This window comes from Natronorubrum marinum, assembly GCF_052040125.1.
In the GTDB taxonomy this organism is placed as follows: Archaea; Halobacteriota; Halobacteria; order Halobacteriales; family Natrialbaceae; genus Natronorubrum.
The window spans coordinates 216,251-240,288 of the sequence record NZ_JBPPFV010000004.1 but is presented as its reverse complement, the minus strand read 5'-3'; the positions used below and the strand labels follow the sequence as shown (position 1 = coordinate 240,288).

The following is a 24,038-nucleotide window of genomic DNA, read 5'->3' as shown; positions in this document are numbered from 1 at the left end:
GACCGCGGAGGCCACGGAGAGGGTGAACTGCGTCTTGACCGCTATCTCCCGGAGCAACGCAATCCCCATCCGGTTCCGTACTCGTGTACATACACGGCGGAATGTGGGACGAACGAGTGAGTTGAGCGGTAACCCTGGACGAACGAAACGACCCAAAATATCGGTTGGCGACGTGTCTACTGGTCGACCGGGAGCTCCCCGTATTCGGACTTGAACTCGTCGCGAAGCACCTTCTTGTCGAACTTCCCGGTCGTGGTCTTCGGGATCGACTCGATGAAGACGATCTCATCCGGTAGCCACCACTTCGGGAACCGCTCTAACAGGTGTTCTTTCAGTTCGTCCTCGGTGACCACGCTCCGCTGGACGACGTACGCGATCGGCCGCTCGTCCCACTTCTCGTGTTCCATGTTGATCACCGTCGCCTCCTCGACGGCGTCGTGGGCCATGAGCTCGTTCTCGAGTTCCAGCGACGAGATCCACTCCCCGCCGCTTTTGATGACGTCGTCGAGGCGGTCGACGACATCGAGATAGCCGTACTCGTCGATGGTACCAACGTCTCCAGTCTTGAACCAGCCGTCGTCAGTGAACGACGCCTCGGTCTCCTGGGGGCGCGCGTAATACTCGTCGATGAGCCACGGTGACCGCGCCTGGATCTCGCCGGTCGACTCTCCGTCGTGGGGAACCGGTTCTCCGCCCGGCGTGCGCAGGCGGATCCGGACGCCGGGCGCGGGGATTCCGGGCTTCATCTGCTGGTGGTATCGCTCGCTCTCCGGGAGCTCTGCGACCTCTGATGTCGTCATCGTGTTGACGAGGTGCGGTGCCGCCTCGGTCATCCCGTAGCCCTGATGGATCGGTGCGCCGATCTCCTTATCGAACTTCTCCATGAGCCACTCCGGCGGTGACGTGCCGCCGATGAGAACTCGATCGAGGCTCGCGAGTTCGATATCGTCTCGGTCGTCGTAGAACTGGGCCATCTCGATCCACACCGTCGTCACGGCGGCGGTGACGGTCACGTTCTCCCGATCGATGAGCTGTGCGATCCCTTCGGCGTCGGTCTTGTTCCCCGGCAACACGAGCTTCGAGCCCGATAGCGTCGCCGAATACGGCAGTCCCCAGCCGTTGACGTGGTACATCGGGACGACGGGCATTACGGCGTCGTTCTCGCCGACCTCGAACACGTCGACGTGGCCGTGGGTCAGCGAGTGCAGGTAGAGGTCTCGATGGGAGTAGGCGGCACCTTTCGGCAGCCCCGTAGTCCCGGAGGTGTAACAGATACCGGCCTCCTCGTCTTCGTCGATCTCGGGCCAGTCGTAGTCGGTGTCCTGACCCTCCAGAAGGTCCTCGTAGGCGACAACCGGCTCGAGGTCAGTTTCGGGGACCTCATCGTCCAAGATGACGTAGTGCGCTACCGTCTCGAAGTCGTCGGCGACGGCCTCGACGGTCTCGACGAACTCGGGATCGACGAAGACGACCTCGTCCTCGGCCTCGTTGACGATTTCGACGAGGTGTTCGTCGGGGAGCATGTGGTTGGTCATGTGGATGCTTCGACCGCTACACGAGGGAGCGAAGTACAGCTCGTAGTGGCGGTAGTGGTTGATCGCCATCACCGACACGCGCGAACCGCGACCGACGCCGAGTTCGTCGAGCGCGTTGGCCAGCTGGCCGATCCGGTCGTAGGCCTCGTCGTACGTGTATCGGTGGGTCGTTGCGTCAGGTAGTTCCGAGACGATTTCTTTGTGTCCGAACAGGTCAGTGGCCCGCTCGAGCATGACCTGCAGCGTGAGTTCGTAGTCTTTCATCGTGAATCAGCGTCCTGTGGTTCGAAGCGGTAGAAGACGCGTTCTTCGTCGGTCGGGCCGTCAATCTCGACGATCTTCAGCGAGACCGGGTCGCCGATCTCGAGGTCGCTGTAGGCGGCGTCGTCGACGCGCCCGGAGAGCCGGACGGGACCGAGATCGACGACGCCGACGACGTAGGGGACGTCGTGCTCGCTCAGTCCCATCGGGAGGCCGCCGCGAACCTCCGAGAAGGCGAACAGCTCTCCCTCGTGGGGGAGGTCGACGTACTCGAGGTCATCGCTCGTGCACTCGGGACAGACGATCCGGGGCGGGAAGTGGATCTCCTCACAGTCGGTACACTGCGTGGTCGTCAGCTGTCCGCCCCGGAGGTTGTCGTAGAACTCGTGGATCTGCGTCTGGTCCTCCGTCTGCAGTTCGTAGAAGTCGAGCAGTCGGGGGAGTTCGACCTCGTCGGGGACCGAGACGCGCTCGCGTTCGGTGTCGCCGCCGTTGGTGTCTGAGTCAGTCATTGTGGATCACGGTCTAAGACCATCACGCTGTGGACCGAGCCGCTGCCGCTTAAGTTGTGGATCAGCCCGGTCGTTGGGTCGTCTACCTGTCGGCCGCTCTCGACGCCGCCGTTGAACTGGCGGGTAACCTCGAGGGCCTGGGAGACGCCGGTCGCGCCCAGCGGGTGGCCACATCCGAGGAGACCGCCACGGGTGTTGACGGCGACGTCGCCGTCGATCTGGCTGCGGCCGTCCTCGATGAACTGGCCGCCTTCGCCGCGCTCACAGAAGCCGAGTTCCTCGTACTCGATGATCTCGCTGATCGAGAAGCAATCGTGAACCTCGGCGATATCGATCTCCTCGAGGGGGTCTTCGATGCCGGCCTGGTCGTAGGCGTTCTGGGAGGCCTTGCGAGCCTGCGGCCAGCCGGAGAACGACGGTAAGTTGTTGATCGAGTTGCCCGCCATCGAGGACTGGCCGCTGCCGGTGATCCAGGCCGCCGTGTCGGTGACCTCGCGAGCCTTCTCCTCGCTCATGAGGATCACGCCGGTTGCGCCGTCGGTGATCCCGCTGCAGTCGTAGAGGTGCAGCGGCGGCGCGATCTTCGGCGACTCCGTGACGTCCTCGGGCTCGATCTCCGAGCGGTACTGTGCGAAGTCAGTCTTGGCGGCGTGACTCTTGTTTTTGGCGGCGACCAGCGAGAGCTGTTCGCGGGTCGTGCCGTGTTCGTGCATGTGTCGCTGGGCGTACCACGCGAAAAACGGTGGCGCGGAGAGCCCGTTGACGCCGTCGAACTCCCGGTCCAAGACGTTCGCCATCGACGCCTGCATCTCGGGCATGTGTTCGCGGCCGAGGTTCATCTTCTCGACGCCGAGGACGAGTGCCGTATCGAGCTGTCCGGCGGCGATGGCGAGCCAGGCGTAGCGCAGTGCCGCCTGCCCACTGGCACACGCCAGTTCGGTCCGGGCGGTCATCTCCGTGACTTCGATCCCGAGCAACTCGGCGACCATCGGCGCGACGTGTGACTGGTAGGAGAATCGCTCCGGCTGGACCGTGCCGACGAACAGCCCCTCGATATCGTCGGGGCCGACACCGGGAACGGCGTCGAAGGTCGCCTTTCCGCCCTCCTGGGCGAGGTCTTTCCACGTCGCGTCGCGTTCGCCCCACTCCGAGGTACCGCCGCCGACGATCGCGACGTTACGCGCTGAAGCTGCCACGATCACTCACCCTCGAAGTGAGGTTCGCGGTTCTGTCTGAACGCCGTCACGCCCTCGAGCATGTCGTCGGTAGTCGCGAGGACGGCGAACGCCTGCTTTTCCATCTCGAGTGCGGCCTCGAGGCTGGCGTCCTGGCCGTCCTGAATGACCTGCTTTGCGGCTTTGAGTGCGACCGGCGGGCCGGAGACGAGGTCGGCGACGATCTCGCCGACGCGGTCGTCGAACTCGTCGTCAGCGACGGCGTGGTTGACGATGCCCCACTCCTCGGCCTGGACGGCGTCGAACTGCATCCCACGGTAGACCATCTCCTTGGTTCGGCCCTCGCCGATCAGACGGGCGAGGCGCTGGGTCGCACCGCCGCCGGGGATCACGCCGAGGTCGGTCTCGGGGGTGCCGATCGTCGAGTCCTCGGTCGCAATACGGATGTCACAAGCCAGTGCGAGTTCGATGCCGGCGCCGAGACAGAAGCCGTCGATCTTCGCGACGGTCGGCCGCGGGAACTCGTAGACGGTCTGGAACATCTCGTCGACGTCCATGATTTCGGCGGGATCGTCGGCCGTGAAGCCGGTGATGTCCGCCCCGGAACTGAACGCTTTGTCCCCGGCGCCCGAGAAGACGACACAGCGGACGTCGTCGGTATCGATGTCGGTCAGGAGTCGGTCGATCTCCATGAACATATCGTCGGACATCGAGTTCATGCGCTCCTGGCGGTCGAGTTCGATCTCGAGGACGCCGTCGTCGTCGATCTCCCAGTTGATGTAGTGGTACGGCGGATCGACGCGGTAGTCATAGAAGCCCTTCCCGGCATCCTCGCCGGTCCATCCCTCTTCGACGAGTTCGATGAGGTAGTCGGTCGGTTTGTAGCGTTCCGCGTCGTACTCCGCCGAGAGCGCCTCGAGTTTCTCGAGGACGACGTCGAGTCCGATGCGGTCACCGCGTCGGCACATCCCCTCGGGGAAACTGCCGCCCAGGCGGAGACCGATGTCGATCTCTTCAGGCGTGGCGACGCCGTTGCCGATGAGCCAGGCAGCCTTGTTGATCATGACGGCTTCCGTTCGAAGGGTGTCGTAGCTTCCGGCGTCCTCGGGCTTATAATCGACGCCATCACCGTCGTCGTAGTTGTAGAATCCCTTCCCGCTTTTCTTGCCGAGATGGTCGTTCTCGACGTTCTCCTCGACGACCGGCGGAACCGACTGATCGGACTCCGAACGGAAGTGGTAGCCGATGTCGATACCGCCGAAGTCGTTGAGTTCGAACGGCCCCATCGGGTAGCCTCGTTCGTAAACCATCGCGGCGTCCGCCTCCTGGATCGTGGTTTCGTCATTCGAGAGCATCCACGCGGCCTCCTCCATGAACGGGACGAGGACGGTGTTGACGACGAAGCCGTGGACGTCCTTGCGGACGTAGATCGGCGTCTTGTCGACCGATTCGACCCACTCGTAGGCTAGTTCAGCTGTCTCATCGTTCGTCGCCTCGCCGTAGGTGACTTCGACGAGATCCATCTTCACGGGCGGGTTGAAGAAGTGGAGCCCGACGACCTGTTCCGGTCGATCCGTCGCCGACGCGATATCGGAAATCGAGAGGCTCGAGGTGTTCGACGCCAGGATCGCGTGATCGGGCGCGTGTTCGTCGACCGACGAGAACGTGTCCTCCTTGATCTCGAGTTGCTCGGGAACAGCCTCGATAACGAGGTCGGCGTCGGAGACTGCGTCAGCGAGGTCCGTCATCGTCTCGATTCGCCCGAGAATTTCGTCGGCGGACTCGTCGACCTGTCCTTTCTCCGCGAGTTTCTCGACGCTCCATTCGATGTTGTCGTACCCGTTTTCGACGAGATCGTCCTCAATGTCACGCATCGTCACGTCGTAGCCACCGATCGCGGCGATCTCCGCGATCCCGTGACCCATACTCCCTGCTCCGAGGACTGTTACACGCTGAATGCTGCTGACTGTCATCATAATTATCTCTGTGGTTCCAACAAATATATCTTTGGACAACCCACCAGCATGCAGCTATTGCTAGTACATAATATTTTTCCGACAGCTCGGCCTGCATCGATTCGTCAGTTGACCCGCTCGCGGTACGCATGCCTAATAACAATATTTGAATTCGAAACCCCATCGATATACTTATCATGGGTGGTGTGCACATAATCTGATGTGATTGGGCAAGATGCATGGCGTAGCGACGAGGAGACGTGGGAAGGGGTCGAACCCGATGAAAAAACAATCGCCGACGAGACACTCAACGAAACTGAACGGCTCCCGTTCGCACGGTTCCTCGCTGTGTTCGTCTTGGGAACTGCCTTCTTCGTGCTTCCGGTTCCGTGGGAAGGTGCTGTAACGGTTCCGTTCGATATCTTTGTGTCGTACATCGAGGAGGGTGCCGCGCAGTACGTGCTTGGCCTGGCATGGCTCATGATCTTCGGCGCCGCCGTTATGACGACGATCGCGGAGAGCCACCGTCGCGGCCTCTATACGTTCGATGACAGCGTCACGAACCGATTCGATTTACAGGTTTGGGAGACGAACGCGGCGTTCTGGTTTCTCCGCCTCGCCGGAACGGTACTTGCGACCGCCTATCTCCTGGGAATCGGTCCCACACTTATCCAGAATCCAGGCGTCTCCGGCGTGATCTGGGACACGTTGATTCTGAGCGTCGTCATCATCATCCCGCTCGGCTCGATCTTCGTCAACATGCTCATCGAGTGTGGAGCCCTCGAGTTCGTCGGGACCCTCGCCCGCCCCGTGATGCAACCGCTGTTCGGGCTGCCCGGACGATCTGCACTCGACAGTGCCGCGTCATGGGCGGGCTCGTTTGCGATCGGCTTCTACGTTACACGAACGGTCTTTGACCGTGGGGGATACAACAAACGCGAAGTCTTCATCATCTGCTCGTGTTTCGGGACGGCGAGCATCGGAACTCTCGGCGTGTTCGCCTCTGCCTTCGAACTGCTGCATCTCTTTCCCGTGATCTTGCTCGCGTACCTGGTCGCGATCGTCGCTACCGCGATCATCACAGTTCGTGTTCCGCCGCTCTCTCGAGTTCCTGAGGAGTACATCAGCGAGCCGAACGTCGAACCCGACCTTACGGGGTCGATCGGCGACTATTTCCGACTCGGTATCAGCGAGGCGATGGCGGAATCGAAGGGAACATCGTCGGTGCGAGCTGGGTGGAAAGGACTCGTTGACGGCATCGTCCTGACGGCGAGTCTTATCGGAACCGTCGTCGCTATCGGAACGCTCGTACTCGTCGTCTACGAGAACACGCAACTCTTCCAACTGATTTCCAGCCCACTCGTTCCGGTCATCGAACTGTTCGGTATTCCAGACGCGGACGTCGTGGCCGCAGCGATCGTTCTTGGCTTTGCCGACGTCTTCATCGGTGCACTGGCAGCGGTCGGCATTGCGCCCGCCGCACAGTTCTTCGTGATCCTGGTCGTCAGTGGCCAGATCCTGTTCCTCGCTGCATCCGGTCCAATGATGATGGACATGTTCGACGACATTCCGGTTCGGCTTCGAGACATCACGTCGATTTTCGTCGTCCGAACGCTCGTCTTGATTCCCATCAGCGCAGCACTGACGCATATCGTGTCGTTTGCGGGTCTCCTGTAACCGACTCCCGTCTGCCGAACGGGATTTCTCGAGCGACGCAACGCTCCTGATCAGTGCTGGGACCAGGCGTTCAACGGCTCGACACAGGTACCTCACTGCCTTTTTGACCGACGGAAAACGAGAACTACGTTTTCGTGATCTGCAACGGGAGACCAGGTTCCGATCGTCGAATCGAACGAGAACGACTCGTTTCGCGGGACGCCGTAAACGAACATCCCGAGTCCGTTTTCGTGGGCGATGAGCCACGCCGCCTCGTCGGTCTCTTCTGCGAGCTTATCGATACGGTCTTTCGCGGCGTGATAGACCTCGTACTGATTGCGAACGTGGACCCCGTGTTGAAGAACTCGAGGCCGAGTCGGTACTGGCCACCCTCGTTGACGACGTACCGGTGTCGCTCGAGGCTGAGGAGGTGATTGTGGACCGTGCTTTTGGCCAGCCCGAGCCGGTCGGCGAGTTCAGTGACTCCCGCAACGTCTGTCTCTTTCAAAGATTCGGTAATGGAGAACAGTGTCTCGTTCTACTTGACCGACCGTCCGGCCAACTCGTCTGTTTCCATAGCTAGTCTATTATAATCGGTACCATAACGTAATCTGTCCCGATTCGAACGAATGATAGGCGAAATTAGTACAGCTAGTTCTCGCTGGCAGAACAGAATCTGGTAACCGTGATGGCGTAATTCGACACCATTGTTAATACGTAGTATTAAGTGAAATGAATGTTAACTTCCGGTAAATATGGGTGACGAAACCTACCGTGGTGGACGTTCAGACGGTACGAATGACACTACCCGGCAACGTACTCTCGACCGCCGCCAACTGCTCAAAACGACGACGGCGGGCGCAACCACGATCTCGCTTGCGGGCTGTCTGGGGAGTTACGAGTTGATCGACAGGGAAGCCGACGATACCGACCCGGTACGGATCGGCGTTCTGACGCCGAATCCGAACAGCAACCACACTGGCCAGTCGATCGTTCGCGGCGCCGAAGTCGCCGCCGCCAAGCTTAACGAAGCAAACGGGATCCTCGACCGGGACGTCGAACTCATCGTCGCCAACACGAACGCGAGTCCGCTCGAGGCGCGGCGGGCGTATCACCGCCTCATTCTCGAAGCGGATGTCGACGTCACCATGGGCGTGGCGACGGCGGAAGTGCTGAACGGACTGATGGACGACATCGCCGAGCACGAGACGGTTCACCTTACGGCGGGGTCGGTCCCGCTGTTACCGAATCAGCTCGTCCGCGAACAGTACGAGACGTACAAGTATCACTTCCGGGTGGGGCCCCAGAACGCCCACTTCATGGGCGAGATGCAACTCGATTTCTTCGAGGACATGGCGAGCGAGATCGGCTGGGAGTCGATCGCCGTCCTCGCCGAGGACTACGCCTGGGTCGAACGGTCATGGGAGATTTATCGGGAGCATCTCGCCGACACCGGCGTCGACGTGACACTGTGGGAACGGTATCCGCCAGCGACCAACGACTTCGGGGATATTTACGGCGACGTCGAAGCAACCGGTGCCGACGCGGCGTTCGTCTCGGCGGCCCACACCGGTAACGAGCTCCTGGCGGACTGGGCGACCGAGCAACGGGCGTTCGCGTTCGGCGGGAATCACGTCCCGATGCAACTTCCCATGTACTACGACCTGACCGATGGACGCTGTGAGTACGGGTTGAGCTACACCACCGCAACCGCAAACAGCGAACTGACCGAGAAGACCCAGCCGTTCGTCGAGGAGTATCAGCGGCTGTTCGACGGCGATGCACCGGTCTACAGCGGGTACGTCGCGTTCGACGCGATCGAGGTGTTCGCGGATGCGGCACAACGAGCCGAGACGCTCGAGGCCGCCGCCCTCGTCGACGCACTCGAGCAAACGTCGGTTACCGGCACCACGGGAACGATCGAGTTCTACGACGCGAACCACGAGTTCGCACACGACGTCATCTACGGCGAAGACAACATCCGACCGGTGTACTTCCAGTGGCAGGAAAACGATGCGGGCGACGGCGTTCAGGAAGTCATCTGGCCAGAATCGGAGGCGACGGCCAATTACGTTGACCCCGACTGGCTATGATCGGCGGGCTGTCGACGCAGTTCGAACCCGGAGCGTAACGGTCGATCCAGTGAGAAACGAACGTTCGAATCTCGTTCACGCGATCAACTCGATTTATTCCAGATTCGTACGCACGCTGTTTCCACTGACCGAACGTCCGTGGAAGCGTTCACCTATAGTAGACGATACCGACGGCGAGCACTCCATGGATTTCGGATCGGCAGTGACGGTTCAGTTTGATAGCATCGGTATCTCTCCCTCGAGATTTCAATACCGTACCAATCTAGCTCACTAGACGGTCCGAGGCCAGGTATTATCGTACAGACTTCGCCCCATCGCACTGGTGATTCCGATCTCGGATGTCGACGAAGCGGTCGAACTCGCGAACGATACGGCGTTCGGGCTCTTAGGTTCGGTCCACGCCGACAACGTCGTCGTGGGGAAACGTATCGCGGAACGCATGGGTGCTAAGATTCTCCATGTCAAGGACCAGCCGATCACCGACGAGGCCCATGTCCCCTTCAGCGACACCAGAACCTCCGGTGGCGACGGCTTCGACATCGAGAAGTTCCTGACCGAAGTCATCGAGACAGCGTGGATTTTGCTTCAGTACGATTTCTGATGGGATCTCGAGCGGACGCTGTCGGTCACGAACGGGCTACGTCTTGCCAGCGTTGAGCACTGGCGGGACTGTTTCACCCGCACGGATCGAACCGTCGAACCAGTTGTATCCGTCTGAAACTACTGGACGATAGAGTCGTTCGCTAAGAACGTCATATCCGTCACTGTAGACACAGCGACGGCAAAACAGTCACTCGAGCGCGATTGCTTACTTTGGAACCGCGATGATCAGGATCCCAACGACAGTGAAGAATACTTGAGAGCCAACGAGTGCGACCCGCCGATTGATCCGCGTAAGCACCGGAAACGGACGGGTCGAGTTCAGTCCGTACGAGAGAACGAAGACGCCAATGACGACAAATATGGCCGCCCAGAGCGTATTGAGAGAGGGGCTGTCAGTGACCAGCGACGGGTTGTAGACGAACGCGAACGGGAGTGCAAATACGGGCATCGAGATCTTGATCGCTTCCAGACAGCTCTTCCAGAAGTTCGATTCCGCGATGGCGCTCGCGATGACGATCGCCGGAGCGATCGGTGGCGTAATCGCCGCGAGGATAGCGAAGTAGAGCACAAAGAAGTGCGCGGAGAGTTCTGGAATGCCAAACTGAATGAGGTTCGGCGCGACCAGGAGCGCGACGACGAGGTACGAGGCGCTGGTTGGCATTCCCATACCCAGAATGATACAGAGGATCATCGTCAGCACCAACAAGATCGCCAGGACACCGCCGGAGAGGTCGATAAGCGCGAAGGACAGCGTCGCTGGAAGCCCGGTCGTAAACAGCGTATCAACCAGCAGTCCGATTGCCGCGACGACGATCGTCAGCGGAGCGAGCGTGTGGAGTCCGTCGTACATTCCGCCCGCCAGTTTCTCGATTGCGTCGCGTCCCGACGCCCGTAGCGACGCCCCGTCCGAGTAATAGTTGTCGTATACGGCGAATACACAGCCGGTCAGGACCATCATACCTGAAGCGTACATTCCCGCTCGCATGACCGTCGTCTGTACGTACGCGAGATAGTAAAACAACACCACCAGCGGGAGTACGAACTGTGCGACCTCGAGCACGGTGTACGAAATCGATCGATCCTGTCCGTCGGTATCGATCCATTCCCCGAGCTCCGGGACACGGTCGATCAGATTTTGTCTGTCAACCGAGACGTCGACGTCGTTTTGCCGATCGATCTGGTAGACGGAGATGACGATCGTCAGGTAAAATATTAGCGCCGGAACGGCCGCAGCGACGAAGATATCGATAAGCGGCCGGGCGAGAATATCGGCCATCAGAAACGCCGCGACACCCATCACCGGCGGCATGATCTGGCCGCCTGTCGAGGCGACCGATTCGATCGCTGCCGCTTGCTGTTTTTTGATGCCGGTGCTCTTCAATACCGGGATCGTGAACGAACCCGTGATTGACGTGTTTGCAAGGGCGCTCCCGTTGATGGATCCGATCAGCATGCTGCTGATGACGGCCATCTGGGCGATACCCGATTTAACGTACTGTGCCACCCAGAACGACAGCCGAATGATCAGCCCGAACCCGCCGAACAATCGAATGAGGCCGGCGAGCAACAGGAACGGGGCGACCATCGTCCCCATGACCTGTGTTAAATCTCCGTACACGCCCTGGATTCCGAGCATCCCGACCTCGAGTCCGCGTTCGAAACTCAGGCCCGCATGAGAGAGCCACCCCGGGAACAGCGACCCGAACTGGCTGTAGATGACGACCGCAACGATCATCGACGCGAATCCGAGTCCGTACGCGTCGTAGGTCAGGTAGATGATCGACGCGATAAACGCGGCTGCGACGACGTAATCGAGCGTCGTCGAATACCCGACTCTGACCGTCTGTAGCTCCTGAAAGTTCAAGACGATGTAAACGGTCGTCGCGATACCGATCACGAGCGATAGCGTGAGAAGCGCGAGGCGCCGTCGCTGGTCCTCCTCGGCTGCCTCGGCAATCGTTTCCAGACAGTACACGGTAAGCGCGAACCCGAGAACGATGACGCCGAACAGCGCCTGGGAAATGCGCCACTGCAGGGTATGCCACGTGACGAACCCCCAAAACAGAACTGCGAGGCCGTAGACGACTGCTGTCACGTCTACGTGTCGTGCGAGTCGAGTAGGAGGTTCCATGAGACGAGTGAACATTATTCGTATTAATACACGTTAGCGGCTGTATTCAAGACCGTTGCTATTCACGGACCGCTCAAACCGAGCCGACGTCCCAGTCGTCCGTCTCTACACCGCGATCCTCGAAGACGTTTGCTGCACCCGGATGGACGGGGAGTCCGTCGAGGAATCCACTGTGGAGATTGTCGCCCTCGTTGTCGAGCATGGATCCGTACGCTTCTTGGACTTCGCCCCAGTTGTCGAACCAGACCTCGACCGCGTGTTCGGCGAGGTCCTCGGGAACGTGATCCGCAAACACGACGTTTGCGACGTCGGTCCACGCGAGCACGTCATCGATGTTGTCGAACGACTCCGGCGAGATCTGTTGCACTTCCGGTGCGACGATCTCCTCGACGGCTGCCTGCTGTTCGTCGCTCATCTCGAGTGCCCGAAGGTCGACGCGACTCGCGAGATCCTGCATCCCGCCGGACATACTCGTTCCCAAAAGCGTGGTATAGGCCCCACAGGCATCTATTCGGCCCTCATCGAGTGCGGAGCCGAAGTCACTAAGCGGGATGTCCCGATAATCGTAGTCGTCGTAGATGCCGAGCTCTTCGAAGATCGTCGCTGTTAGCTGGTAGAGCGCTGAACCGGAGCCGAACGTCGTTATCGTCTCGCCGACGAGGTCGTCGTACGTTTCGATGTCGCTGTCGGCTCTCGTGACCATGAAACACTCGGACGACGTCGTAGAGAAACCCAGATAGGCGGGGTTATCCGGGGCCTCGTCTGCGAACGGCCCGCGCTCCTCCAGTGAATCGTAGTGGATGTTGTTCGATAGCAACGCGATATCGTACGTGTCGCCGAGCTGTCGTGCGTTGGCGACCTGCCCGTCGGATGCCTGTGCCGAGACTTCGACCTGATCGCTATTGTTCCGGAGGACGCTCTGCAGTGCCTGCCCGATCGAGAAACTCGAGGTCCCCTGTTCGCTGGTGCCCATTACCCAGCTCTCGGCACCGTTGTTACCCATACACCCTGCAATCGACGCTGTCCCGACCGCTGCAGCGCCGATGAGATACTGTCGTCTACTCTGACGGCCGCTCGTAATGCCAGTCATGGTTAGTCTTGCAATAACATACCATGTATGGGGGGAATATATATTTCTTTCTATTCTGTAGATTATCCCACACGCTTTCTCGGGACGGTTCATTCCCACGTGTGTGATCCACCCACGCTTGCTGGATTATCTGTGATTCGGAACGCTCCGTCGTGACTCGAGCCCGGCGGTCGATTCACTGTTCGCGTGGTTGATAGTCGTTCCAACCGCCCGTTGATCGTACTAACTCAGTAGTCTCCACGCCTTTTACCGTGAGTAAATACACTAGTTGCCGGTGTCTCCTCGTCCGGTCCGCATATAATTACAACAGTACGACCGTAAATTCGCTGCTGTCGAGGTTACTGTACGACGCCAACCACTTTCGATGACGTCTGAAAACGTCGATTTCGGGCATTTCGCAGCCGACACTGGTCTTCTCGCTCATTTACTGCTGGTAAACCCACAGGCGATTACGCAACGACGTGCCACCTTCTTGATTGAGAATGTTCACTCACAGCGTTGATGAATCACTGAACGATGCGTAGTGGTAACAAGAATTGGTACACTTGCCACTACCAATCGTTTCGGTAACTCCCCAACGAGGATCAGAACCCCTAATCGTTTACCAGTAGTGAAAACGATTCAGTCCTCACTTTCAGCTATGGCGAGTTCACGACGTTTTCGTCCATCAGGCGCTCGATCGTCGACGCGTCAAAACCGAACTCGGTGAGGACTGTAGACGTGTGTTCGCCGAGTTCGGGTGCAACGTCGTCGACTGTACCCGGTGTCTCGGAGAATTTAACCGGCGGCCCGGTCGCGATCACCACGGACCCATCGACATCGGTTACATGCCGGAGCGTCCCGCGTTCGTGGAGATGCTCGTCGTGTGCCGCCTGTTCGACTGTCTGGAGTTCGGCTGCCGGGACGCCTGCCGCGACCAGCTGTGCGAGTAACTCTTCCCGATCGAACGAACGGAACTCGTCCTCGAGTTCGGCGGTGAGTTCTTCGCGGTTCTCGAGGCGTTTCTCGTTCGATTCGAATCGCGGATCATCGACCCAGTCGTTTCGATCGATCGCGTGCGTGAATCGCTCCCAGAGACCCTGGAACGGCGTCGCGAGATAGATGGGGTCTGTCCCCGTTTCGAAGACGCCCGACGGAGCGTAGCCGTCCCAGGCGTGACCCTGCCGCTGTGGAACCTCGCCGGTCATGCTGTACTGCGTGTACCAGTTCCCTAAATACGTCGCCGCGGTATCGAAGAGGCTGGTCTCGATCTTTTGTCCGATTCCGGTTTCTCGAGCGTGCCAGAGTCCCAGGACCATCGAAAAGGCGGCGTACGTTCCCGTACCGGAGTCGATAGTCGGCACACCGATCCGCGAGGGTTTTCGATCGGGCTCGCCGGTCGTCCACATCATTCCGGAGATTGCCTGTGCGAGCGGATCGATCCCCGGACGGTCGCGGTACGGACCGTCCTCGCCGTAGCCGGTGACCGAACAGTAGACGAGTTCCGGATTGATCTCGGCGAGCGTTTCGTAGTCACAGCCGAGGTCGGTCATCTTTCCCGGTCGGTTGTTGTGAATGAGGGCGTCGGCGTCTTCGACCAGTCGATGGAGCACGTCGGTGCCGTCGTCGGATTTGAGGTCGATTACAATCGAGCGCTTGTCACGACTGACGTTCGGGAACGCGGATCCCTCGGCGAGTCGGCGTTCCGTCGCGCCGCCCGGCGGTTCGACGGAGATCACGTCCGCACCGAAATCCGCGAGCAACGTTGCTGCGGTTGGTCCGGCTACTCCCTGTGAGAGATCAAGTACGGTCGTCGCTGCAAGCGGTGTTTGGGCCATACAACCCATCGACTGTGATTAGATAAAACGGTTTGGGAGACGGTATCCGTTGTCGATGCGACTTGCTGCTGGCTGCACGTGTACCATAGAAATCGAGAGAAAGCAGCGACACCGTTCGTTCTCAAGGAACGTCAACGCGAACGGACGACAGTGGAGTGGATCAGTCAGCGCAGTTTACGGACTTATCTTTCGTGGACGATGTCGTCGCTGACCAGCCGCTCGATCGTGTCTTCGTCGAATCCGAACTCATCCAGGACGTCTCGAGAGTGCTCACCGAGCGACGGTGGACCGCGTTCGATACGGCCGGGTGTCTCCGAGAGAGAGACTGGCGTCGTCGCGGCCGTGACCTCGGAGCCGTCGACGTCTTCGACCTGCTGTAACGTGCCCCGTTCGTGGAGGTGTTCGTCGCGCGCTGCTTCTGCGACATTTTTGAGCTCCGACGCGGGAACACCCGCTTCGAGAAGGCGATCGAGGAGTTCGTCACGCTCGTAGGTGGCGAACTCGGCCTCGAGTTCCGCAGCAAGTTCCGACCGATTGTCGACTCTGTCCTCACCCGTTTCGAAGCGAGGGTCGTCGATCCACTCCGGTCGATCGACGGCCCGACAGACGCGCTCCCAGAGATGCTGGAACGGTGTCGAGAGGTAAATCGGATCGGTACCAGTTTCGAAGACCCCCGACGGGGCGTAGAGTTCCCAGGAGTGGCCTTGCCGCTGTGGTTGCCGCCCGGTCTTGTCGTAGAGCGTGTACCAGTGGCCCATGAACGCGGCCGCGGTGTCGAACAGGGAGGCTTCGATCTTCTGTCCCTGGCCGGTCGCTCTGGCGTGACGGAGTGCTGGCCAGATCGCGAAGGCCGCGTAGATGCCGGTTCCGATGTCGATCGTCGACGCTCCGATGCGCGACGGTTTGCGATCGGGTTCGCCCGTCGTCCACATCAGACCGGACATCGCCTGCGCGAGCGGGTCGAATCCGGGGCGGTCGCAGTAGGGACCATCTTCACCGTAGCCGGTAACGGAGCAGTAAACGAGTCGCGGATTGACGTCCGAGAGCGTCTCGTAACCGCAGCCGAGGTCCGACATCTTTCCCGGCCGATTGTTGTGAATGAGGACGTCAGCGTCCTCGACCAGTCGGTGGAGTACGTCGGTGCCGTCGTCGGTTTTGAGATCGATAACCATCGACCGCTTGTTCCGGCCGAAGTTTGGCATCGTTGATCCGCCGCCGTACTTCCGTTCGGAGCCACCGCCTGGCGGTTCGATGGAGATCACGTTCGCGCCGAAGTCAGCAAGTAACACGCTTGCACACGGCGCTGCAACTGCCTGTGACAGATCGAGAACCGTAATGTCCGCTAAGGGCTTCCCGCGCATACTCGATGGGAGCATGCCAGCTGATAAAGCCTTTTGGATGGAACGGTAGCTCTTGTTCGATGATCGCGCACGGAGAGATTGAGCCGTCTAAAGGTGTATAACGTCGGTCCACTCCAATCACTGCTCAACTGGACGATAGTCGAGAGAACACGTCGAAACTGGTCGCGTGTTACTGTGAGTCGAGGAGCGTATCGATTTTCTCGACTTCGTACCCGTACTCGGAGAGCACGTCTCGCGTATCAGCGCCGACCTCGTGTGGACCGTGTTCTACTTCGGCCGGCGTCTCGGAAAATCGAGCGGGACAGGCAGTAGCGATTACTTCCGAGCCATCCACGTCCTCGATGTACTGCAGCGTCCCGCGTTCGTGAAGATGCTTGTCGTGAGCGGCCTCCGCAACGGTTTTGAGTTCCGACGCTGGGACGCCAGCCGGCAACAGTCGATCGAGGAGTTCGTCGCGATCGTATCCTGCGAACTCTGCCTCGAGTTCAGTGGTGAGTTCGTTGCGGTTCTCGAGGCGCTTTTCGTTCGTCTCAAACAGCGGGTTCTCGAGCCAGTCGGGCCGGTTGACTGCCTCGGCAACGCGTTCCCAGAGGAACTGGAACGGCGTCGCCAGATAGATCGGTTTCGTCGCCGTCTTGAAGATGCCAGCGGGCGCGTAGGTGTCCCACGAATCTCCCTGCCGGTGCGGTTGCTCGCCGGTCTTGCTGAACAGCGTGTACCAGTGGCCCATGAAACCGGCCGCAGTGTCGAACAGCGATGTTTCGATCTTTTGGCCCTGACCGGTTGCTCTGGCGTGACGGATCGCGGCCAGCATCGCGAAGCCGGCGTAAATACCGGTAGAGAAGTCGGCGACGGAGACGCTAATGCGGGCTGGCTTGCGGTCGGGTTCGCCGGTCGACCACATCATGCCAGAGGTTGCTTGCGCGAGCGGGTCGACTGCCGGACGGTCACTGTAGGGACCGTCCTCGCCGTAGCCGGTGACAGAACAGTAGACGAGTTTCGGATTGAGTTCGGCGAGGGTCTCGTAGTCACAGTAGAGGCTGTCATTCTTCCCTGGTCGGTTGTTGTGGATAAACGCGTCGGCGTCAGAGACGAGATGGTGGAGTGCAGCGACTCCCTCGGCGGTTTTCAGATCGAGGACGACCGAGCGTTTGTTGCGCGCGATGTTTGGAAGCGTGATCCCGTTACGGTAGTGACGGGCGGTCTTCCCCCCTGGTGGCTCGACGGAGATAACGTCCGCGCCGAGGTCGGCGAAGATGACGCCCGCAGTCGGTCCGGCGACGCCCTGTGAGGCGTCTATAAGCGTGATATCGTCTAACGGCTTGGGTCCCATACTCACAGCACTGCGTTCGATCAAGTTAGCCTTACTGGTCGACTGCGTACTGGGTCGATTGGGAATCGATACACTGAATCAGAATGAGGCGGCGATAGATGATCTATCGAAAACCGAGCGTCGAAAATCGGTTAGAAACAACTGTCGCACCGTCCAACCATCCTGGAAGCGCGATCGGTTGTAGTACAGATAATCGGTTGATTCTCCCACACCGCCCAAACGCGGAAACAATCGAATATATTGAATATTCAACCACTCACTAGTAGTACTATGGTCGATCGTGTTATGAGTGAACAAAACCCAACTACGGCACGTAGAGACTATCGTGCTGATCGCCGACGGTTTATGGCAACTGCGGGTGCCTTTGCGGGATTCGGCCTCGGAGGTTCCACGTCTGCACGCAGCGGACCGACCTCCGCCGCTGTCCAAGACGAAAACGACGACACGGAGACCATATCTTCTCGATGTAGTCGACGAAAAGTGGCGCAGCGACTGGCTAGTGGAGTACGCGTTCGATAACCCGTTAGTTGACCCCCCGTTTGACCAGACGAACACGAGCGTGTCCGTTTCGCCCGGATACCACGAGTCGGAGAAAACCTCTCCACCGTTGTACTTGTTCCACGGAGTCGGGATCAACTGGCGATTGGACAACGGTTGACAGCGGGCCTGGGTCGCTACAACATTACTTTGACGCCGATATCGTGTTTGTAATGCCGGATGGGACAGACGGGTGGCACTCCGATTGGTACAACGACGGTGCGTTTGGTGCACCGAAGTGGGAGACGTACCACGTTGATCAACTCATCCCCTTCATCGAGAACGAGTGCAGGGTACGGTCTAACCGACACGGCCGGATCGCGGCTGGATACTCGATGGGTGGGGTGGGTTCGTTACCCCTGGGGGCCGTCATCCGGATCTGTACGCTGGTGTGTCTGCCCTCTTCGGAACACCGTACCTCTTAGACTACTCGAAAGAGGTAGTCGAATCAGGCGATTGGGGACCAGGCATGGACGGAAGACTCGGAGCCTGGGGAGACCCACGTGAAGAAGAGACACGCTGGAAGGGCCACAATGCACAGTACATGACGGAAAACCTTCAAAATACCCGAGTCCATATCGCCGTTGGCAACGGTGGCCCCATCGAACTGGTGGCGTATGAGTTCGGCATAGAACTCGTTGAAAGACTACCAGCTGCGACTGTGAACGGGATTTCTCCGCAAATCATGACCGTGGTCACAGCTACGAATGGGCACACCAAGATATCGAACGCGTACAGGACGACTTTTTGGCGGTGTTCCAGCGTGATCCCGTCGATCCGTCGAGCGTTAACTACCGCTCCATTGAGCCCACCTTCGACGCATGGGGTTGGCAAGTCAGTCGACCAGCGCTCAGTCGAGAGACTGCCGAGTTCCTTGACCTCGAGAACACGTAACTGCTGATGTGTTTACCGTTACCGGGTGCGGGAAGATCGAATTCGTCACATCCGGGTTCTACGAACCCCAGGACCGCTTTGTAATCGCTGCTGACGGAAAACCAGCGAGCGTCAGTCCAGCTGTCGTTGCGGCCGATGATGAGGGTCGATTGTCGTTCACCGTGAGAGCGGGCCTACCGGTCAGGCCGAACGGGAACATATTCGAGGAACGTACCGTTAACGACCCAGAGACGGTTGAGATTTCCATTACGCCCCGATAGAACACCCAACCGTGGACTGGTCGACTGCAACTCTCTCGAGGTGTGAATCACGTCGACTAACCACGACGATGTCGAAACTGACGAAACAGCGTTCTATTCTCTCTTGGTGAGTTCTGTTTTTACCACACGAAAATATATGGTGGACGCAGTCCTTTCGTCTCTTCATGGGCGACACCTCTCCGAAAACGATCAAAGCCGTCGAGCACACCTGTGCGATCCTCGACGAGCTCAGAGTGTCCGGTGGCCTGACGGTTACGGAATTGGCCGACCGTGTTGGACTCACTCCAGGCGGTGTGCACACTCATTTAACGACGCTCAAACAGCAGAATATGGTTCGCCAAGACGAGACCACCTATCGACTTGGCCCCGACTTTCTGCTGTACGGTGCCCATATTCGAAACAACAGTGGGATGCTACGGGCCGGGAAAGGAGTGGCTGATACGCTCGCCTACGAAACGGACGAGATCGCGAGCCTACTCCTCGAGCACGACGGCAAACTGTTTGTGCTGCATGAACGCTTCGGTGAAAACGCGATCGGTCGGTCCTTCCACATCCAGAAGCGGGCGGAAGCGACGAAGTATCTCCACTGTACCGCCGGTGGAAAAGCGATTCTCGCTCACTTACCCGAAGAACGTCTCGAGACGATCCTCGAGAACCAGGAACTCGTCCAGTTTACGCAGAATACGATTACGGATCCGGACGAGTTGCGAAGCGAACTATCCATCATCAAAGAGCAGGGTTTCGCGCTGAATCGTGAGGAAGAGATGAATGGAATCCGTGCGATCGGTGCGCCTGTTCTGGATGTCGACGACGGTGTGGTTGGAGCTGTCAGCCTCGTCGGCCCGGCGAGTCGACTGAAGGGTGACTCGTTCGAGCGAGAATATCCTGAACAGATGGTACAGGCAGCAAACATGATCGAAATCAATCTCCAAACCGGAGATGCCGAACTGTGAATTTTCCTATTCACTTGACTTCTACCCTCACTCCGGTACTGACTCAGTTACCGTGGAACATGTCGACCGACCAGAACCGTGACTGCTGATGGTGAAACGTCTCCTCAACAATAGAATCTACCTGGTTGAAAAACTATATGCCAAAATGATATTACTTCGAGTACCTCCCACAAACAGTCAATAACTGGAACTCTCACAGCAGATCTAATTCAGTCGGTAACTATTTGAATATCATGTCGTGATGGGGCATAGGGCCTGAGATAACCAACTATCTCCGCACATCTTCTTATATATCTGCCTAATCCGATATTTCATGCCTATCTGTTTACTTCTCTGGGCCGGGGGTTGTTTACGGTAACTCCTTTGAGTACATTCACAGAAATAGGCACTCTAACGGCTCTACAGCATCGAAAAGTGACGTGATTCTCCCCGATCGGTAATTAGCTGTTCTCGAGCCTTTTCGCTAAAGAAGACGAGGCGGAGAGCGTTACTGGATATGTTTGTATAGATTCAAAATACAAGACCTATATGTATCCATACTATTTTGATGTACTGTCGAGATATTTTTATTTTTGAGCCGTGTGCTACGTCGTCTCAGGTAACTGAGTGCTCGACAATTCACTCGAAAGAACGCGGATGTGGGTCCGTTCTCCAATACGATCGACGAGTTGAGTCCGCTGACGTATCGAGCCCAGTCAAACAAGATGGTGCTCAGCGATGCGAGTCGGCGCCACTAGCGCGAAGGCTAGTTGTGAAGTCCCATCGCGGAGATCTGTTCCTGATACCGGTTTCGGATGGTGACCTCAGTCACCTGTGCGACGTCGGCAACCTCTCGCTGAGTCTTCTTTTCGTTGCACAGGAGGGCACTCGCGTAGATCGCCGCCGCGGCGTAGCCGGTCGGCGACTTTCCGGAGAGCATCCCTTTTTCGGCCGTGGTATCGATGATCTCGTTGGCTTTCGCTTGCACCTCCTCGGAGAGGTCCAGTTCTGAACAGAAGCGAGGGACGTATTTTTTCGGATCGACCGGTTCCATCTCGAGACTGAGTTCCTGCGAGATGTACCGATACGTGCGTCCGATCTCCATCCGTTCGACCCGCGAGACCGCGGCCACTTCGTCCAGCGACCGCGGAATCCCTTCCATCCGGCACGCGGCGTACAGGGTACTCGTGGCGACGCCCTCGATCGAACGGCCGCGAATGAGGTCCTCGTCGAGCGCGCGTCGGTAGAGGACGCTCGCGACCTCCCGGACCGATCGCGGCACGCCTAGCGCGGACGCCATCCGATCGGTTTCGGAGAGCGCGAACTGCAGGTTTCGCTCGCCGGCGTCTTTCGTTCGAATCCGTTCTTGCCACTTCCGCAGCCGATTCATCTGGCTCCGTTTGTCCGAGGAGAGCGACCGGCCGTAGGCGTCTTTGTTCTTCCAGTCGATCGTCGTGGTCAACCCTTTGTCGTGCATCGTCTGGGTCGTCGGGGCTCCCACGCGAGACTTGCTGTCTCGTTCCGACTGGTCGAACGCCCGCCACTCCGGCCCGCGATCGATGGTCTCTTCCTCGAGAATTAACCCACAGTCCTCACAGCTTACTTCGCTCTCGTCGGCGCTTCTGACCAGCGAACTCGAGTTACACTCCGGACAGGTCTGAACGCCTTCTTGCTCAGTTGTCTCGTCGGCCGTCTGTTCATCGCGCTCGTCTTCGCGAGTTAGGCGTTCCATCAGTCATTCATACAGAATTGCCAGAGAAGGTTAAACGCTGTGAGCGCTCTCTGTCAATTTACCTGTCATCGCGCGAGGAGTCAACAGCTCGAAATCGGATAGTAGCGGTCGCGTTGCGTCCAGTCGACAACTATACAGGGGTCTCGGTCTACAGAAGAACAAGGCGAGTGCCTCGGGGCTTGACCCAAGGGTGAAGCCGACACTCAAACGTGTTTTGTTCGTTCGATATAACGTTCAATAGTCCCGCTTGATACCTGTCCTGCTGTTCCAATGTAGTATGACTGTTCCCAGAAGCCACCACCCCACAGATACTCCTCAAAGTACGGTTCGTGCTGTTCCCACATCTTTCGTGCCGTGATACTCTTGATCGTCCGTACTATCTCGCTCGGTGCGTGTTTTGGATGAGCAGAGAGTAACAGGTGCACGTGGTCGGGTGAGATGTGTAGCGACAGTATATCGTATCCGTACTCATCGCACAGGGCGCGGAAACACGCTCCCAGCGAATCTTCGATTGGTTCGAGTATCGCGTGCCGGTACTTTGGACACCACACGAAGTGGTAGTTAACGTTGTACACCGTATGGTTTGACCGCTTTTCACCCAAATTGATAACACGCCACCAACACAATTAAGTATATCTAATGGATATACACAGGTATGGTGAACCGATTTGAAATCGAGGGCGAGGAAATTCTCGATGGCGAGGTCAAGCCGTTCGGGAACAGCGCCCACGTCACCGTGCCGAAACGCTGGCGTGGGGCTGACGTGAAAGTCGTCCGAACTTCAGAACCCACCGAACAAGACGACGAATGACTGACTCGCAGCCCCTCGTCAAGACACTGGACTTCCAACTCGACATCCAGAGTGACAACGAGGGTCTGTTGTACGACGCCATACTCGAATCCCGGTCGGTGTATAACGAAACCATCCGCCTCGCCAAGCAAGGCATAGACTGGAATGCGATCCCTGACCGAGTGGCCGACGAAGCCGATCTCGTGAAGAACACGACTCAGCGAGTCGTTGCGAAAGCCCTCGGTGCGATGGAGAATTACCACGAGTACGACGACTTCGGTGTCCCGAGTCATACCAAGGATGGTACGTACCCGCTTCGTGCGAACTACGAGGAAGGGTACAATCTGTCGATCACCGATAACGGCGACGTGGCGTTTCGCATTAGCGCGAAGCCGTACAAGCACGTCAAAGGCATCCTCAAAGGGAGTGACACCCACCTCGACATTCTCAAGATTGCACTCGAAAGTGATGAGTGGAACATCGGGACGGCAGAAGCCCTGTTCCACAACGACACCGCCGAGCTGCACGTTAACGTCATCAACACCGAACAGACTGTTCGAAATAAACAGGACTCACGGACGGTCGTCGGTGTGGACGTGAACGAGGACAACGTGGCTCTCACCGCACTTTCCGAAGATGGAGTTGGGGACACGTTGGTCATCGACTTTCCCGAAATCAAATTTGAGCGCCACCGCTACTTCACGATGCGAAAGCGTGTCCAGAACGCGGGGAAGGACAGTATTCACGACACGCTCGAAGGACGGGAAGAACGGTTCGTCTGTGATCGGCTCCACAAGGTGTCTCGGCATATCGTGGAGTGGAGCCGTCAGTTCGAGAAGCCGTGCATCGTCTTTGAAGACCTCAAAGAGATGCGTGACAGTATCGACTACGGCACGCGGATGAACCGGCGCTTGCACCACCTCCCGTTCCGCGCTCTCCAATACTACACGTCGTACAAGGCGTCGTTCGAGGGTATCCCGACTGGTTGGATTAATCCTGAATATACCAGCTAGAGGTGTCCGATGTGCGGACATACGGAGCGTGCAAACCGCAACAAGAAGCGGTTCAAGTGTCGGGACTGTGGACATCAAGACCACAGCGACCGTGGTGCAAGCGTCAACATCGCCGTGAAAGGTATCGAGAAGCATCAAGAATGGAATGTGCCTGCTCTCAACAGCCTTCCCGTTGTTCGGAAGGTGCGACGGCAGGCATCGGGGGCCGTGGACGCCCCGACTGTGACCCACCCGACTGCCCGAGGCTATCAGGCCGATGGTCGGATGGGAGTGTCTGATTAATCCACGGGAAGCCTCGGGGTCGTTCGGAAGATCGCAGATCTTCCGCGATGACGAGAGAGCTTTGCTCTCTCGAACC

The 24,038-nt window shown here is 58.4% G+C and carries 18 protein-coding genes and 1 pseudogene; 7 read left to right on the top strand and 12 right to left on the bottom strand.

Translation table 11 applies throughout. From position 1 onward, the window contains the following. Positions 1-176 precede the first annotated feature (176 nt). From ACSFC5_RS21060 to ACSFC5_RS21045, 4 genes are read right to left on the bottom strand one after another with little or no spacing between them, the layout of a single operon-like run. Complete coding sequence (locus ACSFC5_RS21060) at positions 177-1,799, bottom strand: long-chain fatty acid--CoA ligase (RefSeq protein ID WP_440767176.1); 1,623 nt, start codon at positions 1,797-1,799, stop codon at positions 177-179. Beyond that, the gene (locus ACSFC5_RS21055; RefSeq protein WP_440767175.1) at positions 1,796-2,308 is read right to left on the bottom strand and encodes a Zn-ribbon domain-containing OB-fold protein; all 513 of its coding nucleotides are present in this window, start codon (positions 2,306-2,308) and stop codon (positions 1,796-1,798) included. Before ACSFC5_RS21055 ends, ACSFC5_RS21060 begins: the two co-directional genes overlap by 4 nt. Continuing rightward, positions 2,305-3,504: a thiolase C-terminal domain-containing protein gene (locus ACSFC5_RS21050; RefSeq protein WP_440767174.1), complete on the bottom strand. Its 1,200-nt coding sequence runs from the start codon at positions 3,502-3,504 to the stop codon at positions 2,305-2,307. Before ACSFC5_RS21050 ends, ACSFC5_RS21055 begins: the two co-directional genes overlap by 4 nt. A 2-nt stretch (positions 3,505-3,506) precedes the next feature. Continuing rightward, positions 3,507-5,456, bottom strand: a complete 1,950-nt coding sequence (locus ACSFC5_RS21045) for a 3-hydroxyacyl-CoA dehydrogenase/enoyl-CoA hydratase family protein (protein ID WP_440767173.1) — start codon at positions 5,454-5,456, stop codon at positions 3,507-3,509. 204 nt (positions 5,457-5,660) lie between these two features. Here ACSFC5_RS21045 and ACSFC5_RS21040 point away from each other — a divergent pair, with 204 nt between their 5' ends. Continuing rightward, on the top strand, positions 5,661-7,115 hold the full coding sequence (locus ACSFC5_RS21040) for a YjiH family protein (protein ID WP_440767172.1): 1,455 nt from the start codon (positions 5,661-5,663) through the stop codon (positions 7,113-7,115). A gap of 124 nt (positions 7,116-7,239) precedes the next feature. Here ACSFC5_RS21040 and ACSFC5_RS21035 read toward each other — a convergent pair whose 3' ends face one another. Further along, positions 7,240-7,602 carry a helix-turn-helix domain-containing protein gene (locus ACSFC5_RS21035; protein WP_440767171.1) on the bottom strand — a complete coding sequence of 121 codons (363 nt, stop codon included), beginning with the start codon at positions 7,600-7,602 and terminating at the stop codon, positions 7,240-7,242. 247 nt (positions 7,603-7,849) lie between these two features. Here ACSFC5_RS21035 and ACSFC5_RS21030 point away from each other — a divergent pair, with 247 nt between their 5' ends. Together ACSFC5_RS21030 and ACSFC5_RS21025 are read left to right on the top strand one after the other, a co-directional pair. Then, the gene (locus ACSFC5_RS21030) at positions 7,850-9,187 is read left to right on the top strand and encodes an ABC transporter substrate-binding protein (protein WP_440767170.1); all 1,338 of its coding nucleotides are present in this window, start codon (positions 7,850-7,852) and stop codon (positions 9,185-9,187) included. Between the two features lie 322 nt (positions 9,188-9,509). Next, a complete protein-coding gene (locus ACSFC5_RS21025) occupies positions 9,510-9,788 on the top strand; it encodes an aldehyde dehydrogenase family protein (protein ID WP_440767169.1) in 279 nt (92 codons plus the stop codon). A 207-nt stretch (positions 9,789-9,995) separates the two neighbouring features. On the opposite strand, the gene ACSFC5_RS21020 is transcribed toward ACSFC5_RS21025, so the two are convergent. The 5 genes from ACSFC5_RS21020 to ACSFC5_RS21000 form a co-directional block, all read right to left on the bottom strand. Then, entirely contained in the window at positions 9,996-11,921 is a 1,926-nt protein-coding gene (locus ACSFC5_RS21020) for a TRAP transporter permease (RefSeq protein ID WP_440767168.1), read from the bottom strand. 73 nt (positions 11,922-11,994) lie between these two features. Next, positions 11,995-13,011 carry a TAXI family TRAP transporter solute-binding subunit gene (locus ACSFC5_RS21015; protein ID WP_440767167.1) on the bottom strand — a complete coding sequence of 339 codons (1,017 nt, stop codon included), beginning with the start codon at positions 13,009-13,011 and terminating at the stop codon, positions 11,995-11,997. A 638-nt stretch (positions 13,012-13,649) separates the two neighbouring features. Continuing rightward, on the bottom strand, positions 13,650-14,828 hold the full coding sequence (locus ACSFC5_RS21010) for a CaiB/BaiF CoA transferase family protein (RefSeq protein ID WP_440767166.1): 1,179 nt from the start codon (positions 14,826-14,828) through the stop codon (positions 13,650-13,652). Between the two features lie 182 nt (positions 14,829-15,010). Continuing rightward, positions 15,011-16,189, bottom strand: a complete 1,179-nt coding sequence (locus ACSFC5_RS21005; protein WP_440767165.1) for a CaiB/BaiF CoA transferase family protein — start codon at positions 16,187-16,189, stop codon at positions 15,011-15,013. 169 nt (positions 16,190-16,358) lie between these two features. Continuing rightward, on the bottom strand, positions 16,359-17,522 hold the full coding sequence (locus ACSFC5_RS21000) for a CaiB/BaiF CoA transferase family protein (RefSeq protein ID WP_440767164.1): 1,164 nt from the start codon (positions 17,520-17,522) through the stop codon (positions 16,359-16,361). Positions 17,523-18,223: 701 nt separating this feature from the next. Between ACSFC5_RS21000 and ACSFC5_RS20995 the strand changes: the two genes are divergently transcribed. Continuing rightward, complete coding sequence (locus tag ACSFC5_RS20995; protein WP_440767163.1) at positions 18,224-18,484, top strand: alpha/beta hydrolase-fold protein; 261 nt, start codon at positions 18,224-18,226, stop codon at positions 18,482-18,484. An 893-nt stretch (positions 18,485-19,377) separates the two neighbouring features. Then, positions 19,378-20,166, top strand: a complete 789-nt coding sequence (locus ACSFC5_RS20990) for an IclR family transcriptional regulator (RefSeq protein WP_440767162.1) — start codon at positions 19,378-19,380, stop codon at positions 20,164-20,166. A 745-nt stretch (positions 20,167-20,911) separates the two neighbouring features. Here the strand turns inward: ACSFC5_RS20990 and ACSFC5_RS20985 are convergent. Together ACSFC5_RS20985 and tnpA are read right to left on the bottom strand one after the other, a co-directional pair. Continuing rightward, positions 20,912-21,877, bottom strand: coding sequence for a transcription initiation factor IIB (locus tag ACSFC5_RS20985; protein ID WP_440767161.1), 966 nt, complete (start codon positions 21,875-21,877; stop codon positions 20,912-20,914). A 203-nt stretch (positions 21,878-22,080) separates the two neighbouring features. After that, positions 22,081-22,479 (bottom strand): IS200/IS605 family transposase, encoded by a 399-nt coding sequence (gene tnpA / locus ACSFC5_RS20980; RefSeq protein WP_440767160.1) that lies wholly within the window; start codon positions 22,477-22,479, stop codon positions 22,081-22,083. A gap of 53 nt (positions 22,480-22,532) precedes the next feature. On the opposite strand from tnpA, the gene ACSFC5_RS20975 reads away from it, so the two are divergent. Next, entirely contained in the window at positions 22,533-22,688 is a 156-nt protein-coding gene (locus ACSFC5_RS20975; protein ID WP_373608730.1) for a DUF2080 family transposase-associated protein, read from the top strand. Continuing rightward, a pseudogene (locus ACSFC5_RS20970) lies at positions 22,685-23,962 on the top strand (RNA-guided endonuclease TnpB family protein). The gene ACSFC5_RS20975 and the pseudogene ACSFC5_RS20970 overlap by 4 nt, the downstream one beginning before the upstream one ends. Positions 23,963-24,038 lie beyond the last annotated feature (76 nt).

Bases quoted from the DNA above. Each gene is read 5' to 3' on its own strand.
- ACSFC5_RS21030 (WP_440767170.1), top strand. From the start codon at position 7,850: ATGGGTGACGAAACCTACCGTGGTGGACGTTCAGACGGTACGAATGAC.
- ACSFC5_RS20975 (WP_373608730.1), top strand. From the start codon at position 22,533: ATGGTGAACCGATTTGAAATCGAGGGCGAGGAAATTCTCGATGGCGAG.
- ACSFC5_RS21010 (WP_440767166.1), bottom strand. From the start codon at position 14,828: ATGGCCCAAACACCGCTTGCAGCGACGACCGTACTTGATCTCTCACAG.
- ACSFC5_RS20985 (WP_440767161.1), bottom strand. From the start codon at position 21,877: ATGGAACGCCTAACTCGCGAAGACGAGCGCGATGAACAGACGGCCGAC.
- ACSFC5_RS21000 (WP_440767164.1), bottom strand. From the start codon at position 17,522: ATGGGACCCAAGCCGTTAGACGATATCACGCTTATAGACGCCTCACAG.
- ACSFC5_RS21045 (WP_440767173.1), bottom strand. From the start codon at position 5,456: ATGACAGTCAGCAGCATTCAGCGTGTAACAGTCCTCGGAGCAGGGAGT.
- ACSFC5_RS21015 (WP_440767167.1), bottom strand. From the start codon at position 13,011: ATGACTGGCATTACGAGCGGCCGTCAGAGTAGACGACAGTATCTCATC.
- ACSFC5_RS21055 (WP_440767175.1), bottom strand. From the start codon at position 2,308: ATGACTGACTCAGACACCAACGGCGGCGACACCGAACGCGAGCGCGTC.
- ACSFC5_RS21005 (WP_440767165.1), bottom strand. From the start codon at position 16,189: ATGCGCGGGAAGCCCTTAGCGGACATTACGGTTCTCGATCTGTCACAG.
- ACSFC5_RS21060 (WP_440767176.1), bottom strand. From the start codon at position 1,799: ATGAAAGACTACGAACTCACGCTGCAGGTCATGCTCGAGCGGGCCACT.
- ACSFC5_RS21020 (WP_440767168.1), bottom strand. From the start codon at position 11,921: ATGGAACCTCCTACTCGACTCGCACGACACGTAGACGTGACAGCAGTC.
- ACSFC5_RS20990 (WP_440767162.1), top strand. From the start codon at position 19,378: ATGGGCGACACCTCTCCGAAAACGATCAAAGCCGTCGAGCACACCTGT.